The sequence below is a fragment of the Sphingomonas sp. AC435 genome (assembly GCF_979253005.1).
In genome coordinates this window covers 259,796-278,750 of record NZ_CEEDCJ010000003.1, presented here as the reverse complement: position 1 = coordinate 278,750, position 18,955 = coordinate 259,796, and the positions used below count along the sequence as shown (strand labels likewise).

The window sequence follows — 18,955 nt, the reverse complement described above, 5'->3', positions numbered from 1 at the left end:
GTCAATCAGCCATTGTCGTGGACCCGAATGCTTTCGCTCGCGTTCCGACCTCTCGACGCGCGTAACCTGCGTCAATGAAACGGGAGGAACCCTGATGAAGAAGCTTATCGTTCCCGCGCTAGCGGCTATCGCACTCGCTGCTTGCAGCCAGAACGCCCAGAACGAGACGTCGGAAGCCGCCAACGCCGTCGCCGCCGACACCGCCGCGACGACGGCCAATGCGGTGGGCGACGTCGATGCCGCCACCGATCGTGCGCTCGGCTCGGCCGAAGCGAACCTCGATAACGCGGGTGCGAACGTGGAGCGGGGCGCGGACCGTGCGGGCGACAGCATCGAGAACGGCCTCGACCGTACGGGAGCGGCGATCAGCAACGGTGCCGATCGCGCCGCCGACGCCACCGGCAGCGCGCTCGAAAAGGCTGGCGCCAAGTTGAAGGATTAAGACCGGGATGCGCCTCGTCGGCCTGATTGCCCCTGCCCTACTCGTCGCCGCCTGTTCGGGCGGAGAGGAGCAGCCAGGAACGGTGACGGCGGACGAGGCGCGCCAACTCAACGAAGCCGCGGCAATGCTCGATGCGAACAGCGTCGAACTGAATGCCGTGACGAACGATCGGGACGTACAATGACCCTGTTGCGCCGCCTTGGCTCCACCGACATCAAGATCGCGCCGCTGGTGCTGGGTGGCAACGTCTTCGGCTGGACCGCCGATCGTGCCCCGAGTTTCGCCGTGCTCGATGCTTTCGTCGCGGGTGGCGGCACGATGATCGACACGGCGGATGTTTATTCGGCATGGGTCGAAGGACACGATGGCGGCGAATCCGAAACCGTGATCGGCGAATGGCTGAAGCGGTCCGGCAAGCGCCACGCAGTGCAGATTGCGACGAAGGTCGGGATGCTGCCCGTGAACGGTGAGAAGCTGTCGCCGGCCAACATCGCCGCCGCGTGCGACGCTTCGCTGCGCCGGCTCGGGAGCGACTACATCGATCTATATTATGCGCATCAGGACGATGACGACACGCCACAGGAGGCAGTGCTGGAAGCGTTCAGCAGCCTGATCGACGTGGGCAAGGTGCGCGTGCTCGGCGCGTCCAACTTCTCGGCGATGCGATTCAAGTCCGCCAACGACGCCGCGACAGCTGCCGGGTTGCCGCGGTACCATGTGCTCCAGCCGGAATATAACCTGATCAGCCGCCACAAGTTCGAAGGAGAGTTGCAGGATTATTGCGTCACCGAGAATGTCGGCGTCCTGCCCTATTATGGTCTGGCTGCGGGCTTTCTGACCGGCAAATATCGCAAAGCCGAGGACTTCGGCCAAAGCGTTCGTGGCGCCCGCATGGGCGATCGGCTGGCCGCCGGCGAACCCGTGCTGGCGGCGATGGACGCGGTCGCGGCCGAAACCGGCGCATCGCTCGCGACGATCGCCCTCGCGTGGCTGATCGCACAGGACGGCGTCACGGCACCGATCGCCAGCGCCTCGAAGCCGGAGCAGTTGCCGGAACTGTTGGCGGCGATGACGCTGGAGCTGAACGAGGCGCAGCTTGCGCGGCTCGTCGAAGCAGGCGCCTGACCTCGACTCACGCGATCAGGCCGCCTTCCTCCGCACCCTTGGCCAAGACCCGACCCATCGCTTCGAACAGCTGGTCCATCGCCACCGGTTTGAAAATCACATCGTCAGCACCGGCCGCCAGGCATCGCTCGCGCAGGTCGAGCGCGGCATCGGCGGTGACGACGATGATCGGTACCCGTCCCTTGTCGTCGCCGCGCGCGCGGATGTGCTGGATCGCCGTCACGCCATCCATACCGGGCATTCGCAGATCGATCAGGATCATGTCCCAACGCTGTGCGGCGATCATCGCCAGCCCCTGTTCGGCATCTTCCGCCTCGAACATCGTCGCACCGGCGACATCCAGCATGTCGCGAACGACGCGCCGGTTCATCCGGTCGTCCTCGATAAAGAGGACTTTCATGATGCCGCCGACCCGGGCGGTACCTGCTGTGTTGATCGGGTCATACGCTTTGATACGCGTCAAGCCGCCTCGGACACAAGTCGATCCGTACCGGAGGCAATGGTTTGTGCGACGAATATTTTCGCGATCAACGCTGCGCCCGCGATTGGTCGAGGCACGACGCGGGTTGCACCGGTGTGGTCGGCTATCGCCCTTACATCTCCGGGGTTTCTCCAGAGCAATGTCGTTTCAGCGAGGCCAGCAGCGGCGGCGATCCGCGTCACCTGCTGCAGATCGGCATCCACCGTCGCGTCGTCGATCAGTACCCGTCGGACGCCGCCTTGCTGCAGCAGGGTGACCGCCTCGGCAGTCGTGGCCGCATAGGCGAGGGGCCCGGTATGACGCGCGAGCAAGGACGTCCACATCGCGCGGGCGATCGGGTTGCGCTCGACCACCAGAAAATCGGGACGTGCCAGTTCGCTGCTGACGCAGTCAGCGGGCGCCGGAGCGGCTCGGAGCGGGAGCGTAACGGTAAAGGTTGCACCGTTGCCTGGCTCGCTGCTGACCATGACGTCTCCGCCCATCGCTCGTGCAAGCTTGCGACAGATCGTCAGGCCCAATCCCGTGCCGCCGAACCGCCGCGTCGTGCTGGCATCCGCCTGACGGAATGACTCGAAGATTTGGCCCAGTTTGTCCGGCGGGATACCGATGCCCGTGTCGGACACGGTGATCGCGACCGCCTCACCCGTTCCGGTCGCGATCAGCCTGACCTGCCCCGCGTCGGTAAACTTCAGCGCATTCGACAAAAGATTGAACACGATCTGCCGCGTCCGTGCCGCATCGCCGATCACCCAGCCCGGACAGTCGTCGAGCTGCGCCACGAAGCTCACGCCCTTCGTGCGCGCCTGCTCCTCCCAGAGGCGGCTTGCTTCGACGAGGGTAGCGGCAAGGTCGAAAGCGGCTTCCTCGATGGTGAGGTTCCCCGTCTCCATCTTCGCGACATCCAGGATATCGTCGACCAGCGCTCGCATCGTCATGCTCGCACCGTGAACCACCCCCAACCGATCACGCATCAGCGGCGCGAGCGCAGGGTCGGACAGCATCACCTCCGTCATGCCCAGAATGCCGTTCAATGGCGTGCGGATCTCATGGCTGGTCGTCGCCAAGAACTCGGTCTTTGCAGCCAGTGCGCGCGACAGGGCTTCGTTGCTCTCGCCCAGTTCGGCGTTGGCCGCGCGCACCTCGTCACGGCTGCGACGGATCGACACCAGCGCAAAGACGAGCAGTCCGACGATGATCGCAGCGGCGCCGGCGCCGCCATAGAAGATCGTCCGCTGCGTACTGGCACGCGTCTGTTCCAGCTCGATACGACGCTGCAATTCCTGCCCGCGCAACGTCGCGATGCGCAGTTCCTGATTAGTGAAGTCAAAGCGCGCGGCCATCAGCGCGGTGCTGGTCGTCGTGGCGAGCCGGGTAGCGTCGTCGTCGATCCGCTTCATCGCCGCCAGATGCGCAAGGGCGAGGTCGGCGCGCCCCATCCGGCGATAGATCGTATAGGCTGTCTCGTGCGGCTCCCGAAGACTGAGCGTCGTCGTGCGAAGGTCGACGCCCGCGAAGCTGCGGTCGATCAGCCGCGCCGCGCCCGGCAGATCGCCGTGCTGCAACGCAGCCTGTGCCGCCACGGCCAGGACTTGCGGACGCCAACCGGCACCGTCACCGCTGATGCTGATCGCATTGGCTTCTGTTATCGTGTGCGCAGCCTGCTCTGTTTTGCCCCGTTTAAGTTGGTTCCGAGCCATGTTGACCAGCAAGCGCACACGAGACGCCGGACTGCGGATTTCATCGGCAGCATCCATTGCCAGCTTGAATTGCTGAGACGCTTCATCAAGCCGACCCATCTCCTGCAACGCTGCGGCCCGACCGTTCCGCAGGGCGATCATCAATCCCGCATCACCTTGATACAGATCGAGCGCCTGTTTCAGGTACCGAAGTGCGCCATGGCTGTCTTTTGCATCGCTGTAGAGTGTCGCGATCAATAATAACGAGATGGCTTGGCTACGCGTGTTATGCACACCACCAAATATACGAAAAGCTTCCTGATAGTCTTTAAGGGCTCCTGCAGGCTCGATCCGCGCACCATGAAGCGATCCCCGGGTCATTAGGATATCGCCCATCAATTGCGTTTTTGGACCATACCGGCGAGCCAAATGGAAGGCTGCGTCGAGTGGTACTGTCGCGCGTTCCTCCTCACCCAATCGATAACTGGCTTCGGCCTGGAGCCACAAGGCTGCTGCCAACGTCATGCCAGTCACCGGGTTGACGGATGCTCGACGAGCCTGTGCCGCTGCACGGATCGCCACTTCTCGCGCGGATGATGCATCAGCCAGCATCAACCTTTTGGCTCGATCCACATCGGTCGCCGCCACCGCGGCCGCATCAGACTGTGGTGATTGGGTGGCGGTTACCCTTGGCGCTGCAACAGCGGGCGATTGATCCGCGACCATCGCGACGGTCATCAGCACCGCTGCGAATAGGGCCCGCAACATCATGATGCGCGCCGATGACCCGTTGTCAGGTTCAGCAACTTGGCCGGAGCGCTGACGAAAACGCGCGCCTGATCCCGCGCGAGGAACTCCAGCAGGATCGGCAGATCGATAGGCCGACTGATGAGGAAGCCCTGCGCCACGTCGCAGCCCATCACGGATAAAAGCGCTAACGCGGATGCCGTCTCCACGCCTTCGGCGACCACCTCCATCTCCATCGCATGCGCCAGGTCGATCGTGGATCGGACGATCAGCGGGTCGCGGTTGGAACTGGTCAGCTGGGTCACGAACAGCTTGTCGATCTTCAACTCGCTGGCAGGCAACTGCTTCAGATAGGCGAGCGACGATAAACCTGCCCCATAGTCGTCGATGGCGATGACGATGCCGATGTCCGCGAACCTCTTGAGATGCCCTATCGCGCTCTGCGGATCGCGGATCACCGCAGTCTCGGTAATCTCGAAGCCGATCTTCACGCCGCTGCTCTGGATCAGCGCGCAGGCGCGGCGGACGAAGCGAGCGTCGGACAACAGGACGCCGGATATGTTCACGAAGACCGGAATGTCATGGCCCCTTGCGGCCAGCACCCTTTGATCCTTGATGACTTGCTGGATGGTCCAGACCGTCAGGTCGACGATGTCGTGCGACTCTTCCGCGAGTGCGATGAAGTCGCCCGGCATGACCAGTCCGCGCACGGGATGGCGCCAGCGGATCAGCGCCTCGACGCCCGATACGACTTGGCGGCGAAGATGCAGCTTGGGCTGATATTGCAGGAACAGTTCACCCTTGCCGATCGCATCCCGCAGGTCGCGCCCAAGGCTGGCGCGATCAGGCGGTGTCGTACCCCGCGCCAGATGCCGCACCACCGGCGCACGTGTCTCTCGCGCCGCTTCACACGCGCGCTCTGCTTCGTCGAGCAGGCGCACGTCGTCATGGAGGGTCACCGGAAGCGTCGCGGAGCCCAGCACCAGCTCTATGGAGTAGGGTTCACCATCGACGTCGAAAGCCGCCTCGAACGCCGCGTCGAGGCGTGCGACGATGGTCTCCACCGCCTCAAATTGTACGCTCGCCAGGGAAACTTCGACGCGGTCCCGGCCGGCGGTGACGATGACGGCATCGGGCACGAGTTCAGCGACCCGGAGGGCAATATTTTCGGCCAACATATTCGCGCGCACGATACCGACATGGCGGCGAAGGATCGGAAGATTGGAGATCGTGAGAACGATCAACGCGCAACAACAGTCGGTTACCGAGGCCAAGCTGGTCGGCATCGGCGTACCGCCATCGGCACGACGGATCGGCGTGGGGGAGACGAACTCGCTCACTGCCGGGTCGCGGTCGCAGCCGCCGCAAGAGGGAATGCGCGCTTCATCTAGCAACCACCTAGAAGGCAGCTCATGAAAATTGCGTTAAGCCGAGCTTCATCTCCGGTCGTCGCAACCACCGCTGCAACCGGTTGTGCAATGGTGAAACGTGCATTAACCTCGGCGAAGCGCCCAACGAGGCGCTTTTGGGAGACAAAACATGCTGCGTTTCATTCTCGCGCTGATCCACGTCGACGGCATCAAGCCCTGGTAACGAGATCGGCCCGGTCTTGCGTCGATTGACGACAAGACCGGGCCGAACTTCTTAGCGCCTGCGCTTAGGTGCGACATCTGACCGCGGTGTTTTTTGGGTACCGCATGCTCGGCCGCTGTGACGGCCTCGAGCGCTAATCACATCGACAGGGAAAAGCGCGGTCGCTTCGATCGCGGGCATCGCTGATGCGTGGTCCATTGCGAGCAACGGGCAGCGCCTTCGCACCGCCCGGCCCATCAATAATCCTTCGAATAGCGCAGGCTGCCGCTTGATCCGCCGAACGATCCGGTCGAGGTCAGCAGGCTGAGCGCCTTGGTCAGGGCGATCTCCAACTGTGTCGCAGTGAAGCCGCGCGCATCGGTCACGATTTCGACATAGATGTTGTCCGTCAGGTACTTGCCTGCTGCCAGGCTCGTCCCGCGGCCGGTCGCCTCGTCCGCCCCGAGGACGCGTAGGCGATCGAATCCGGTCGCCGAGCGCAGCTTGCCGAGCGGATTGAGTCCGCCGCCCCCGGATCCGCGCAGTGAATTCAGGGCCGAGGCCAACTGGATCGCCTCCGTCGCCGACAGATTTTCCGGGTTCGTCCCGAACAGCAGGCGACTCAGCACCTCGTCCTGCGGCAGGTTCGGGGTCGAGGTGAAGCTGATCTGCGGACGCTGACCTGTGCCCGTAACGTTGATTACGGCGGTAATCCCGTCGGTCGTCGTCGTCGCCTGGATGTTGATGTCCGGATCGGTCAGCGCGCCGCCGCGGAAGCGGATCGTCCCGCGGTTTACGTCGAAGCGCTTGCCAGAGAACGAATAGGTGCCACGGACCAGATCGAGGCCGCCGGTGATGACCGGTGCTGCCGACGTGCCGCCGATGCGCAGGTCCATCTCCCATTCGGACTCCAGCCCCATGCCGGACACGAACAGCTGGTTCTCCGCTCGCACCCGCAGATCGAGCTTGAACAGCCCCGGCGGTGTCGCCGGCACGGGCCGGTCGGTCGGCCGCGCGATGCGGATCTGGCTGCGGCGGCGAATACCGGTCAACTCCGGCACCTCCGCCTGACCCTGTCGAATGATCTGGTAGCGCGCGTTGGGGATGGTCAGCTCGCCCTGGATCAGTCCGCCCTGGGGCCCGTTCGTCAGCCGCACCGTACCGCTGCTTGTCGCCGCCAGCGCGTCGCTGTTGGCAAGCCGCGCATTGTCCAGCGTCGCGGTCAGGTCGATCGGATAGCCGCTATCCGCCGCCAGCCCGATCGAGCCCTTGGCCTGCACCGTGCCGTCACCGGCACGGGCGTTCAGCGTCGTGATCTCCAACCGATCGTTGTTGAACCGCCCAGCCAACTGCATCCGCGACAGTCGCGTACCATAGGTTTCGTTGTCGTAGGTGAGGTTGTCGGCGCGGATCAATCCGTTGAGCCGCGGTGCGGACACCCGCCCGCCGAAATCCGCCGCCACCGCAATCGGACCGGTCAGCTGCTGGTTCGGCAACGCCGCGAAGGAGAACAGCAGCGAGGACGGACCGTTATAGCGGATGCCGCCCGCGAGTGGCGCGGACATCAGCCGCGTCATCCATGACCCCGCGCCCGGTGGCAGCGGCCGGAGCGTCGCGAGCATGCGACCGACCACGGTCGGTCCGCTCTTGACCAGCGCGCGTGCCTCGCCGCCGTCGCCCTGGAGACGACCCGCGAACACTACGTCAACCGGCGTCGAAATCGCCGCCAATCCGGTCCGTCGGAACTGCGACACGGTGATCCGCGCGTCGGCTGTCGGGAAGGACGCGCCCGAAGCCTGCGCATAGTCGAGGCTGCCCGTCGCCGTTCCCGACACGCCGAGGTTCGGTACGAACGCAGAGGCGATCGACAGATCGAGACGGTCGAGCCGGACCTGCGCGGTCGTGGCGCTACCGTACGCGCCCGCCAGCCGCACCGAGCCACCCGCACCGCCACCCTGCCCTGCGCCGAAGTCGATGCGGGTCGGGGCGAGCCGGTACGTGCCACGATCCGCACGGATCCGGGCGGGATTCGCGGTCTTGAAGGTGATGCTGTTGGCCATCCCTTGCAGCGCGACGAGATAATCGTTCGGGCTGAGGCGGGCATTCATCGCCACGCGGAACGGCACGCCGTTCGATCCGGTCAGCAGCGCCTGTGCACTCCCGCGTCCGCCGACATAGTTCACCTTCGCCCGTGCGGACTGGATGACGGTCGGACCGTAACGCGTATCGGCAAGCTGCACGTCCGCGATCACCTGCGGCGCATTCGGGAACACCACGACGCTGGCATCGACGATCGCGCGGCCGATTGTGAAGTCGACCTGACCCGGCACCGTCGCGTTGTAGGCGCGGGCAGCGACGTCGGCACGCTGATAACCGCCCTGATTGGCGAGCTTGACGTTGCCGTTCATGCCGCGCCCGTTGAACAGCAGCGCACCCGCGAACGGCCCCGCCGCGGTCTGGACGACCCGACCATTGGCGGTGATCCCTGCGAACACCACCCGGCGGACGTCGACCGCCAATTGTGCCCCCGGTCGCACCAGGACGTCGGCAGTGAACGGGCCATAGTTGGTGCCGCCGCTCGCAGTGACGGCATAGGCACCACCCCGGCCGACGACTCGGGCGTTCAAATCGACCAATCCGACACCGACACCCGGGCGTGGTGCGCGCAGCACCACGACGGGCGAAGTCGCCGAGCCGGTGATGCGAGCGAACAACGGGCCATATTGGGTGGAAAACGCGTCCGCATCGATGGCCACCTCGCCGTTCTTGGGGTCGAACCGCCCCTGCCCGCGGGTAATGCGGAACTGTGGTGCGTTCATCCGCAGGTTGCGGAACGTCACGACGCCTTCGGGGCTGTAGCCGATGTCGGCGCGCACCACGGCATTGCCGCCGAGGAAGTTGCGGGCACCGTCATTGAACAGCTGCGTCGTCTGAGCCGCCACCCGCCCGGTGATGCCGAAACCGCCGTTCGGACCCGGCACCAGTTTGGCGTCGGTGGTGATGTTGAGGATGCCGACGGAATCGACGCGATAGTTGTTGACGCGCCCCTTCAGCGCACCCGTGTACCGGCCCGTCTGCATGTTCGCGACGACGATCGCTGTGGCGTCTATGTAGTCGGAACGAATGCGCAGGTTATCGGACAGGATGTTGGGCATCGAGATCGCGAAGTCGCCATTGATGCGGACATTGTTCGCCAGCCCGCCCACTGCCGCGTTCAGCCCGACGACGCGGCGCGCGCGAGCGTTCACCGGCACCAGGATGCGGTCGCTGTTCACGCGGGCAAGACCCTCGGCGTAGAGGTTCTCGACGCCCATCTCGCCGAATCCAATCGCCGCCGCGGAGATCTTGTAGTCCACGGTCGGCGTCGCGAACGACCCGTCCAGCACCACGCGCGCGTTCACGTCGCGGCCGCGCAGATTCGGCGCGATCGCACCCGGCGTCAGCAACCGGGCATTGACCGCGAAATTCCCGAAGCGACTGTTCGCGAGGTCGAGCAAGCCACCCGCATCCACCGCCAACGCGTCGGACTTCAGCGTCATGCGCGTGTCCGCCTTGCGATCGTTCAGCGTCGTGTCGATCGCCACCTGAAGGTCGGGTGCCGTCAGCCGTTCGACCGGGCCCTCCAGATACAGGCCGGGGCGGGTGGTGCCGCGCACTTCGATGTGACCGTTCTTTGCGGTCACGTTCAGGTTCGCGAGCGGTCCACCGCCGAGCGTCGCCAGCGCGCGGCCCTGCCACGATGCCCAGCTGCCGCGACCATCCACCGACACGGTCAGCGGCTGCTTCAGCGAGCCCATCGTCGCGACGACGCCGCCGGTCGGAGCCTGAAGCTTCAGATCGACATCGAGCGTGTTCCGATCCGGCACTGCATCGATCTTCAGCGCCAGCCGATCGCCGCCGGCCACACCGGGGCCACGCAACGCGGCGGCATTCGCCAGCAGTTGCGCGCGCCGGTCGGCGATATGCACGACGCCATCGATCGACAGGATGTGTGCCTGCCCCGTCACCGGCGCGGCGAGCACGAAGCGACCGACCTTGAGACGGTTCACGTCGATGTCGAGATCGGGCAGCAGCGGTGCATTGGGATCGCTCGGCGTCTGCTTCAGCACCGGGTTGCGCCGCATCGTGACGGTACCCGCCTCCAGCGAGCGCACGTCGACATGATTGCTGGCGAAGGCGAACGGACGCCAGTCGACGGCGAGCTTCGGACTGTCGAGGAACACACCCTGCGTATCGCTGACGCGCAGGTCCGACAGCGTCATCTGGCCATAGAGCGACCCGTCAATCCGCCCGACCTTGATGTTCAGCCCGGACGCCGTCGTGTAGCCGCCGATCTGGTCGGCGACGAATCGCCGGCCAGGATCGGTGTTGATGCCGAACAATACCAGCAACACCAGCACGATGAGGCCGAGGATCGCGATCCCCAGCCACTTCAGGATGCGTTGCCATAGCGGCCGGCGTTCGATCACCACCTCGTGCGAAGTGGAGGAAGTGGAGGCGCTGGACGGCTGCGTCACGGGCGTATCCTCGGCCATCAGAATGCCTGCCCGATCGAGATGTACAGCGCGACCTTGCCGTCGCCCGGCCGCGGATTGAGGGGCGTCGCCACGTCGATGCGGAACGGCCCGAAATTGGTGTAGAACCGCCCGCCGATCCCTGCGCCGAACTTCAGCGCGGAGAAGGTCGGGAGCGAGTCCTCGTAACTGTTGCCCGCGTCGATGAACGGCACGATGCCGAAATTGCCGAAGCGGTAGCGCGCCTCGACCGCGAACTCGTTCAGGCTGCGCCCGCCGACCGGATTGCGCTTCGCATCGGGCTCGGCCGGGTTGATCGGCTCGAACGGCCCGAGCCGCTGGAACCCGTAGCCGCGGACCGACCCGCCGCCGCCGCCATAATAGCGCCGCGACGGTGCGAGATCGTCACGGTCGATGCCCTGAATCGACCCGGCGCGCGCACGGCCGGCGATCACGAGGCTGGGGCTGACCGGGTAGTAGTAGGTGCCCTCCACCATCGTCCGCACGTACGGCCGCACGCCGCCGCGCACCGACGTTTCCGGGCTGAGGTTCAGTTTCAGGCGATAGCCGCGAGTCGGGTTCAGCAGATTGTCCGACTGGTCGAACACCACCTGCCCCGGCAAAGCCGCGATCCCGAAAGTACCCCGGCGACGGCGATTCAGGTCGAAGTCGTACACGTCTTCGTTCGTGCCCGTCAGTTCGACGCCGTAGGAATAGGTGAACTTCTTCTGCCAGATGGGCGTCGAATCGTAGCTCCAGCGAACCGCCAGCGTGCCGATGAACGCTTCATAGGCGTCGTAATTCTGATGGCTGGCATTGGCGATGATCGAGAAGGTCCGATCGCGCCGCCCGGCGTTGGACCGCCGGAACGTCGCGCCCGCACCCTGTTCCTGCGTGCCGGCGACGACCGTGCCGATCAGCGCGCCCTCGTCCGGGAACAGGTTGCGATGCTGCCAGCTTCCCTCCAGCCGGGTACCCTGCCCCGTGGAATAGCCCGCGGTTCCGGCCAGCGTGCGCGCCGGCCCCTTGGACTGGCGGACGAGCAGGTCGACCTCCTCGGTACCGTCAGGTCCAGCGCGGCCAGTGCGCTGCGGTTCGACCGCGACGCTGTTGAACAGCCCGGTCGCGACCAGCGCGTCGCGCAGGTCGTCGGTCAGGCGATTGTCGTAGAGTTGCCCTTCCTTGAAGCGCGGGAAGACGTTGAGGTGGTCGACGCCGAACACCGTGTCGCCGGTCGTCGTCAGCTTGCCGAACGACGAGCGCGGCCCGGTATCGACCGGCAACGTGTAGGCCCCCGTCGCCTTCGGGGCCTGATCCTCCAGCAAGATGTCGCGATCGCCGACCTTGACGAAGGGATAGCCCTGCTGCGGCAGAACGAGGCTCACATTCGCCTCCGCGCCCTGAATCCGCGCCGCCTCGATCGGGTCGCCGACCTTCAGCGGCAGGTTGCGGCGGAGCAGGTCGTCCGGGATCACCGGATCGGCGAGGATCGTCACCGACGACAACGTGTACAGGCGCCCCGGCGATGCGGTGATCACGGCGCGGAATCGGCCGGGCGTGTTCGGCACCGACTCAACCGTCGACAGCGCGGTGGCGTCGTAATACCCCAGCGAATGCATCAGCCGCACCGCCAGTGCTTCGTCCTCACGCGCCCTCGCGCTGATCTGCGCCGTGTTCGCGGCCTTGCCGTCGCCTTCGTTCAGCGCCGACAACGACTTGAACTCGTCGGCTAGCTGCAGCTTGTCGAGACCGTTGACCGTCGTCTCATATCGGACTTCGGGCGTATCGGGATTGGCGGTGACGGCCGTTTCCAGCGGTGTCGTGTCGAAGCTGCCGATCGGCGGCAGGGGACGGGCAAGTTCCGGGTCTTCCGGTCCAACCGTCGGCAGCGTGTCGCCGGTCGCGATCGGCTGGTTCGTGGTCGGTGGAGGCAGCGGTGTCGAGGGCGCCGTTCCGGCCGCCGGCGGGGTGGTCATACCGCCGATCGGCTCCAGCGGCGAATTGATGTCGCCGGACAGCGGCGGCAGCGCCGCGTCGAACTCAGCCTCGGGTACGATCGGCGCGTTGCCGTTCGGATCGCCCTGATCCGCCGGTGGAACGGCACCGGGCGTCGTGGATACCGGGGACTGGTCTGTCGATGGCTTCGGCGCATCCGGTCCGCGAGCGGGCGCGACACCGGGTTGCGACAGTTGGGCCGTCACGGGCGCAGACGCGACGAGCGACACAGCCAACCAATAATGTCGACGAGAACGAGCAGTCACACTGAACACAGAACCCCTTTCACGCCGGCATCCGTGTTCGGTATACCTTCGCTCGCAACTGAACGCCCTGATTTAGGCTTGGTTTCACGGAGTGGGACTTTTCGCGCATCCGATCAGGCCGCCGACCGGCACGACCAGCGCGTCGCCACCACCTTTGGCGAGGCTGAGCGTCGCCGTCGGCACGATCGCACCGTCGACCAGATCGCTCCGCGTCGCGATCTGGATCGCGAGCGTCGCGGTGATGTCGTCGCGCCGGTAGGTGGTGCTGTCTCCGAAGCCGAACCCCGCGCCACCCGCCTGCTCGGCGCGGGCGATGTCGACGACCTTGCCATCGAGCACCAGCCGCAACGTCGCCGGATCGGCACCGGCCATCGCCACCAGCCGGCGATCCTCCGCACTCCACAGATACACCGCACATCCCTTGGCGGGCAGCGCCTGTTTCGGCAGCGTGCCGGGGATCGGCACCGTCAGCGGTGGCGACACAGGTACGACCTGAGACGTCGTGACCGGAACGGCTTGCAGCAACATCGGGAGGAGGAGCGCGATCATGCCCCCGCCCCTATCATCATCAGCCACGCGGGATAAGCCGCCAGCGCCATCAGTGTCCCGAGCGGCAGCGCATCGTCGCGCGCGACCGTCTGCCCGCTGATCCGCCGCACGAGCACGATGCCCAGCCCGATCAGCCCGGCGACCACCAGTACCGCCGGCAACGGTCGCCAGCCCAGCCACAATCCGATCGCACCGAGCAGTTTGGGATCGCCGCCGCCCAGCCCCTCGCGCTCACGGATCAGCCGGTATCCCGTAGCGATCGCCCACAGGAGCCCGAAGCCGATCGCGCCGCCGATCAGCCGATCTTCCAGCCCCGGCTCCAGCCCGGCCACCACACCCGCCATCCCAACCAACGCCAGCAAAGCAGTGATCCGATCGGGCAACCAGAATGCCCGCCAGTCGAGCGCCGCCAGCACCAGCAGAAGCCACCCGAAGACCGCACCCGCGACCGCGGTCGAGCCCGGCGCGATCAGGCCCGCCGTGACCCCGACCACAACCGCCGCCGCCTCGATCCGCCAGTGCCAAGGATCGATCCGACTGCCGCAATGACGACAACGCCCGCGCTGGAGCGCGGCACTGAGCAAAGGCACCAGTTCGTGCGCGCGCAATGTCCGGCCGCATGCATCGCAGGCGGATCGCCCCGTCATGACCGAACGCCCCTCCGGCCAGCGCAGGACAAGTGCCGCCGAGAAGCTGCCGATGATCGCGCCCAGTCCGCCGAGAATCAGCGCCCAGAACGCAGGCTCGCTCACCCGTTACGTCGGATCAGATAGCGATAGACGCCCAGCAGGTTGATCCCGAACAACACCGTATTCTGCGTCCCCAGTGCCCAATCCTCGGTCAGCCACGCCCCCGCGAACCACGCCACCGACGAGGTCACGAAGATCACGAACCCCCATCCGGTTAGCCGTCGCCCGTAATCGAGCGACACCATGAACGCCGCAAGGATGCCCGAGAGCGAGGCATACCATTTGATGCCGTCCGTCAATGTTTCCATGCCGATCGTGTAGCCGGGGCACACGGCTTTGCCATTGACCCCGCTCAACGCTAGATCGCGCGCAAAGAAAAACTCCCGGAGAGCCCGTCATGTCCGATACCGCCTCGAACGACCCTGTCGTCATCCTGTCCTACGCACGGACACCGATGGGCTCGTTTCAGGGCTGTCTGTCGGGCGCAACCGCGACGGAACTGGGCGCCGCGGCGGTCAGGGGCGCGGTCGAGCGGGCGGGTGTGTCGGCCGCCGATGTCGAGCGCATCTATATGGGCTGCGTCCTGCCCGCCGGCCTGGGTCAGGCTCCGGCGCGCCAGGCGGCGATCGGCGCCGGTCTGGGCGATCATGTCGAGGCGACGACCGTCAACAAGATGTGCGGATCGGGCATGCAGGCCGCGATCATGGGCGCGGAAGCGCTCGCTGCCAGATCGGTCGACCTGCTCGTCGCGGGTGGCATGGAGAGCATGACCAACGCCCCGTATCTGTCGAAGAAGCACCGCGCCGGCGCGCGGATCGGTCATGACACGATGTACGACCATATGTACCTCGACGGGCTGGAAGACGCGTACGAGCCGGGCAAGCTGATGGGCAATTTCGCGGAGGATACCGCGGCCGAATATCAGTTCACGCGCGCCCAGATGGACGATTACGCGATCGAGTCGCTGCACCGTGCGCAGGCGGCCCAGAAGGACGGCGCGTTCGATCGCGAGATCGTGTCGATCGAGGTGAAGGGCCGCAAGGGCAGCGCGACGATCACGCTCGACGAACAACCCGCCAAGGGCGATGTCGCCAAGATTCCGACGCTGAAGCCCGCATTCAGCCGCGACGGCACGATCACGGCCGCCAATGCCTCGTCGATTTCGGACGGTGCCGCGGCGCTGGTGATGACGCGCCAGTCGGTTGCCGACCGCCTCGGCCTGACGCCGATCGCACGCATCGTCTCGATCGCCGCGCACGCTCACGCCCCCGCCAAGTTCACGACCGCGCCGGTATTCGCGATGCGCAAGGCGATGGACAAGGCGGGCTGGGGGGCGTCGGATATCGACCTGTTCGAGATCAACGAAGCCTTCGCTGCGGTGGCAATGATCGCCATGCGCGACCTCGATCTGCCGCACGACAAGGTCAACGTCCACGGCGGCGCCTGCGCATTGGGCCACCCGATCGGGGCGAGCGGCGCGCGGGTGATCGCGACGTTGCTGTCGGCGCTGGAAACCACCGGCGGGAAGCGCGGCCTCGCCTCGCTGTGCATCGGCGGTGGCGAGGCGACTGCGGTGGCGGTGGAGATGATCTGACGGACGGAGCGCGTCGCCGCATAGCGTCGCCTGCGTCAGGCCGGGCTCGTCACGACATCCACCGTTCAGCCGACTGCGAGTCTGCGGAGCAGTCGATGCCGGGACGAGCGTGGCAGGACTATCGAAGCGGCTCCCACTCGCGTCTTTGTGCGGCGTTAACCATTCGTCGCATAGACGGGGCGGACGGCGGCGTGGACGATTGATCTCCCTCGCACGCCGCGCAATCGATGCCAGCGGTACAACCGGAGGGAAAATGTTGTTCGATGTTCTGGTGATGGCCTACGCCGTCGTCGTGGCGTTCGTCTTGTCGACCGCAAGCCGCAACCGCCGCGAACAGCGGCCCAACGGTCGTGCCGTCGTCTACGCCGGACAACTCGCCTGTGGCGTATCGATGACCTTTTCGGTGCTGTGCATGGCATGGGTCAGTCTGTCGCTGCTGGGCGCTGCGCCCTACCCGACGATTTCCTGAACCCGGCAGCGCCGGATCGGTTCCGGCACCCTGCTGAGTTTTCTTCAGGGTAGCACTTCGGTCGGGCTTACGCCCCAAAGCTGCCCAAGCTCGACGAAGCCGACCTGCCCCTTCACGTCGAAGCGGCACCAGCCGTTTGCGCATTGACTGATCCGCCCGACCACGCCCGGCGCCGCGCGCCACGCCAGCCGTGCATCCGCCGATGGGCGATCGCGCATCGCCAGCGGCTCGGTTCCGCGTACGATCGCGGTCCGCGTCTCGCGCAACAGCGTGCCCTGCATCCAGCCCTCGGTGCCGTCCGGATCGCGCACCTTGCGCCACTCCTTGAACACCTGCACCACCTGCACGGGCAGGTCGGCGCGCTGGTACAGCCAGCTTGCCGGGTAGGCGCGCGCCGGGCCGGTCCGCATCCGCGCCTGCCCGGGACCGATCGACGCCCAGTACGGCACCTGACGCTTGACCTGCGCGGTCGCAGCTTGAGGCGCGATAACGACGCTGCCGGATGCCACCGCGGCGATAAGCGCGAACGCCAAGAAACGCATGATACGAAACCCCTTCGCGTCTGCTCTTCCACGAAAGCCGTGCGCGGATCAACGACCAGCGAGCAACGAGCGTTGACGTGCCGGGTCGCCTCCGCCAAGCCCGCTGCCATGTCCGATACGCGCCCCTCGCGTCCGCGGGTTCCGCACCCCAAAGTCGTGGTCACGCGCGACCTGCCCGATCTGGTGACGGGACGGATGGCGGCGCTGTTCGACACCGACCTGAATCCGTCCGATATCAAGCGCACGCGCGAGCAGCTCGCCGCCGCGGTGGCGGATTGCGACGTGCTGGTCCCGACCGTCACCGACGCGATCGACGCTGCGATCATCGCCGCCGCCGGCCCACGCCTGAAGCTGATCGCCAATTTCGGTGCGGGCGTGAACCACATCGACCTGAAGGCGGCCCGCGCGCGCGGGATCATCGTCACCAACACGCCCGGTGTCCTGACCGAAGATACAGCCGATATGACGATGGCGCTGATCCTGTCGGTCCCGCGCCGTTTGGCGGAGGGCGAAAAGCTGGTGCGATCCGGCGAATGGCATGGCTGGAGCCCCGGCGGCATGCTCGGCCACCGTATCGGCGGCAAGGCGCTGGGCATCGTCGGCATGGGCCGCATCGGTCAGGCGGTTGCGGCGCGGGCACGCGCATTCGGCCTCGCCATCCACTATCACAACCGCCACCGCCTTCCTGCCGTGCCGGAGGCGCAGCTCGCCGCGACCTTCCACGCGGATCTCGACGCGATGCTGACTGCGGTCGATATCGTCACGATCCACACGCCGTTGAACGCCGACAGCCGCCTGCTGCTCGACGCGCGCCGGATCGGCCTGATGCGTCCGCACGTGTACCTGATCAACGCGAGCCGCGGCGGCATCGTCGATGAGGAGGCGCTTGTCGACGCGCTCGAGGGCGGACGGCTGGCGGGCGCCGGGCTGGACGTGTGGGAACACGAACCGCGCATCGATCCGCGCCTGCTGGCGCTGCCCAACGTCGTCATGACGCCGCACATGGGCTCCGCCACCTACGAAGGCCGCCTCGCGAGCGGTGAGAAGGTCATACAGAACATCCGCATGTGGGCCGACGGCCACCGCCCACCCGATCAAGTGCTGGAAGGTTGGGCGTGAGGCCAGCCATTGCTGCTGTGCAGCATTTCGCTCCCGAAACGGCAGGAACATAACGCAGCGGTCATCCTTTTGGTCGGGTATCTACCCCGAACACAAGGATTTCCCCATGAAGAAGATCGCCCTGTCCGCCCTGCTCGTCGCGTCCGCCGTTTCGATGTCGGCCTGCTCGACGCTCCGTGGTGCCGCGATCGGCGGTGCGGGTGGTGCCGGCGTCGCGGCGGTCACGGGTAACGACGTCGGTAAGGGCGCAGCCGTCGGTGGCACCGCCGGCGCGGTGGTCGGCACCGTCGCCGACTGACGGTGATCCGCGGGCGATGATCGTCCACAGTCCGTTGAGGAGCGTTCACAAGGGGGCTTAGCCGCCAGCGCCTGCTCCTTTACCTCGCGACCGAGGCGAACCAGCTTCGCCTCGGTCGAGCACTATCTGACGTCTGGGACCCCGGCCACGCTCGCGTTCATGCCGGCAGCCGCGCCAGCCAATCGGCGATCATCGCACGGCCTGCCGCGACCGCGCCTGGACCCAACCGGACGTGGTCCGCTTCGACCGCCGCCGGGTCGATGCCCGCGTCCGCCATATAGTCGCGCCCCTCGGCCAGCCAGATGTCGAAGCGCGCGTCCTCGCCCATCTCGGCATGGAATTGCAGCGCGAGGACGGTTTCGCCCAGTGCGAACGCCTGCCGCGCATAAAGGTCGCTCGACGCCAACAACGTCGCACCAGCCGGAAGATCGAACGTATCGCCATGCCAGTGCAGCACCGGCACCTCCGCCAGCGCGGCCAGTGGCGATCCGCGGCCGTCGTCGCTCAGCGTCAGCGGCGAGAAGCCGATCTCGGTGCGCGGACCCCGATATACCGCCGCGCCCAATGCCGCCGCGATCATCTGGCTGCCGAGACAGATGCCCAATGTCGGCAGCCCCTTGACCAATCGCCGGCCGATCGCGGCGACTTCGGGGCAGATCCATGAATAAGCATCCGTTTCGTACACCCCCATCGGGCCGCCCATGACGACCAGCAAGTCGGGTGTATCGAGTATGTCGCCGGAGAAGTCGGCACTGTCCGCCGCCAGCCATTCCAAGCCATAACCCGCCGCGAGGATCGGCTCCCGGTATCCGGCCGCGCCCTCGTAATCGACGTGCCGGATGATGAGCGCGCGTTTCGCCGCGGTTATGGTCATGCC

17 protein-coding genes are annotated in these 18,955 nt (G+C 66.1%); 7 read left to right on the top strand and 10 right to left on the bottom strand.

Annotated features, from left to right (window positions below):
- The first annotated feature begins 94 nt into the window (after positions 1-94).
- From AC0CH8_RS07715 to AC0CH8_RS07705, 3 genes are read left to right on the top strand one after another with little or no spacing between them, the layout of a single operon-like run.
- Positions 95-442 carry a hypothetical protein gene (locus AC0CH8_RS07715; RefSeq protein WP_465239373.1) on the top strand — a complete coding sequence of 116 codons (348 nt, stop codon included), beginning with the start codon at positions 95-97 and terminating at the stop codon, positions 440-442.
- A gap of 7 nt (positions 443-449) precedes the next feature.
- Complete coding sequence (locus AC0CH8_RS07710) at positions 450-626, top strand: hypothetical protein (protein ID WP_465239372.1); 177 nt, start codon at positions 450-452, stop codon at positions 624-626.
- The gene (locus tag AC0CH8_RS07705) at positions 623-1,567 is read left to right on the top strand and encodes an aldo/keto reductase (RefSeq protein ID WP_465239371.1); all 945 of its coding nucleotides are present in this window, start codon (positions 623-625) and stop codon (positions 1,565-1,567) included. The genes AC0CH8_RS07710 and AC0CH8_RS07705 overlap by 4 nt, the downstream gene beginning before the upstream one ends.
- Positions 1,568-1,574: 7 nt before the next feature.
- Here AC0CH8_RS07705 and AC0CH8_RS07700 read toward each other — a convergent pair whose 3' ends face one another.
- From AC0CH8_RS07700 to AC0CH8_RS07665, 8 genes are all read right to left on the bottom strand, one after another.
- Positions 1,575-1,967 (bottom strand): response regulator, encoded by a 393-nt coding sequence (locus tag AC0CH8_RS07700; RefSeq protein WP_465239370.1) that lies wholly within the window; start codon positions 1,965-1,967, stop codon positions 1,575-1,577.
- Positions 1,968-2,026: 59 nt separating this feature from the next.
- Positions 2,027-4,462 (bottom strand): ATP-binding protein, encoded by a 2,436-nt coding sequence (locus AC0CH8_RS07695; protein WP_465239589.1) that lies wholly within the window; start codon positions 4,460-4,462, stop codon positions 2,027-2,029.
- 29 nt (positions 4,463-4,491) lie between these two features.
- Positions 4,492-5,811, bottom strand: coding sequence for an EAL domain-containing protein (locus tag AC0CH8_RS07690; protein WP_465239369.1), 1,320 nt, complete (start codon positions 5,809-5,811; stop codon positions 4,492-4,494).
- A gap of 489 nt (positions 5,812-6,300) precedes the next feature.
- The gene (locus AC0CH8_RS07685) at positions 6,301-10,578 is read right to left on the bottom strand and encodes a translocation/assembly module TamB domain-containing protein (protein ID WP_465239368.1); all 4,278 of its coding nucleotides are present in this window, start codon (positions 10,576-10,578) and stop codon (positions 6,301-6,303) included.
- Entirely contained in the window at positions 10,578-12,782 is a 2,205-nt protein-coding gene (locus AC0CH8_RS07680) for an autotransporter assembly complex protein TamA (RefSeq protein ID WP_465239367.1), read from the bottom strand. The genes AC0CH8_RS07685 and AC0CH8_RS07680 overlap by 1 nt, the downstream gene beginning before the upstream one ends.
- Before the next feature lie 120 nt (positions 12,783-12,902).
- Positions 12,903-13,367, bottom strand: a complete 465-nt coding sequence (locus AC0CH8_RS07675) for a hypothetical protein (protein WP_465239366.1) — start codon at positions 13,365-13,367, stop codon at positions 12,903-12,905.
- A complete protein-coding gene (locus AC0CH8_RS07670) occupies positions 13,364-14,119 on the bottom strand; it encodes a prepilin peptidase (protein WP_465239365.1) in 756 nt (251 codons plus the stop codon). The genes AC0CH8_RS07675 and AC0CH8_RS07670 overlap by 4 nt, the downstream gene beginning before the upstream one ends.
- Entirely contained in the window at positions 14,116-14,364 is a 249-nt protein-coding gene (locus tag AC0CH8_RS07665) for a hypothetical protein (protein WP_465239364.1), read from the bottom strand. Before AC0CH8_RS07665 ends, AC0CH8_RS07670 begins: the two co-directional genes overlap by 4 nt.
- Positions 14,365-14,453: 89 nt before the next feature.
- Between AC0CH8_RS07665 and AC0CH8_RS07660 the strand changes: the two genes are divergently transcribed.
- Positions 14,454-15,650: an acetyl-CoA C-acyltransferase gene (locus AC0CH8_RS07660; protein ID WP_465239363.1), complete on the top strand. Its 1,197-nt coding sequence runs from the start codon at positions 14,454-14,456 to the stop codon at positions 15,648-15,650.
- A gap of 253 nt (positions 15,651-15,903) precedes the next feature.
- The gene (locus AC0CH8_RS07655) at positions 15,904-16,119 is read left to right on the top strand and encodes a hypothetical protein (protein WP_465239362.1); all 216 of its coding nucleotides are present in this window, start codon (positions 15,904-15,906) and stop codon (positions 16,117-16,119) included.
- A gap of 44 nt (positions 16,120-16,163) precedes the next feature.
- On the opposite strand, the gene AC0CH8_RS07650 is transcribed toward AC0CH8_RS07655, so the two are convergent.
- On the bottom strand, positions 16,164-16,661 hold the full coding sequence (locus tag AC0CH8_RS07650) for an SH3 domain-containing protein (RefSeq protein WP_465239361.1): 498 nt from the start codon (positions 16,659-16,661) through the stop codon (positions 16,164-16,166).
- A 108-nt stretch (positions 16,662-16,769) separates the two neighbouring features.
- Between AC0CH8_RS07650 and AC0CH8_RS07645 the strand changes: the two genes are divergently transcribed.
- Together AC0CH8_RS07645 and AC0CH8_RS07640 are read left to right on the top strand one after the other, a co-directional pair.
- Positions 16,770-17,780, top strand: a complete 1,011-nt coding sequence (locus tag AC0CH8_RS07645) for a 2-hydroxyacid dehydrogenase (protein WP_465239360.1) — start codon at positions 16,770-16,772, stop codon at positions 17,778-17,780.
- 106 nt (positions 17,781-17,886) lie between these two features.
- Positions 17,887-18,078 carry a YMGG-like glycine zipper-containing protein gene (locus tag AC0CH8_RS07640; RefSeq protein ID WP_204196028.1) on the top strand — a complete coding sequence of 64 codons (192 nt, stop codon included), beginning with the start codon at positions 17,887-17,889 and terminating at the stop codon, positions 18,076-18,078.
- A gap of 157 nt (positions 18,079-18,235) precedes the next feature.
- Here AC0CH8_RS07640 and AC0CH8_RS07635 read toward each other — a convergent pair whose 3' ends face one another.
- A complete protein-coding gene (locus AC0CH8_RS07635; RefSeq protein WP_465239359.1) occupies positions 18,236-18,952 on the bottom strand; it encodes a glutamine amidotransferase in 717 nt (238 codons plus the stop codon).
- Between the last annotated feature and the right edge of the window lie 3 nt (positions 18,953-18,955).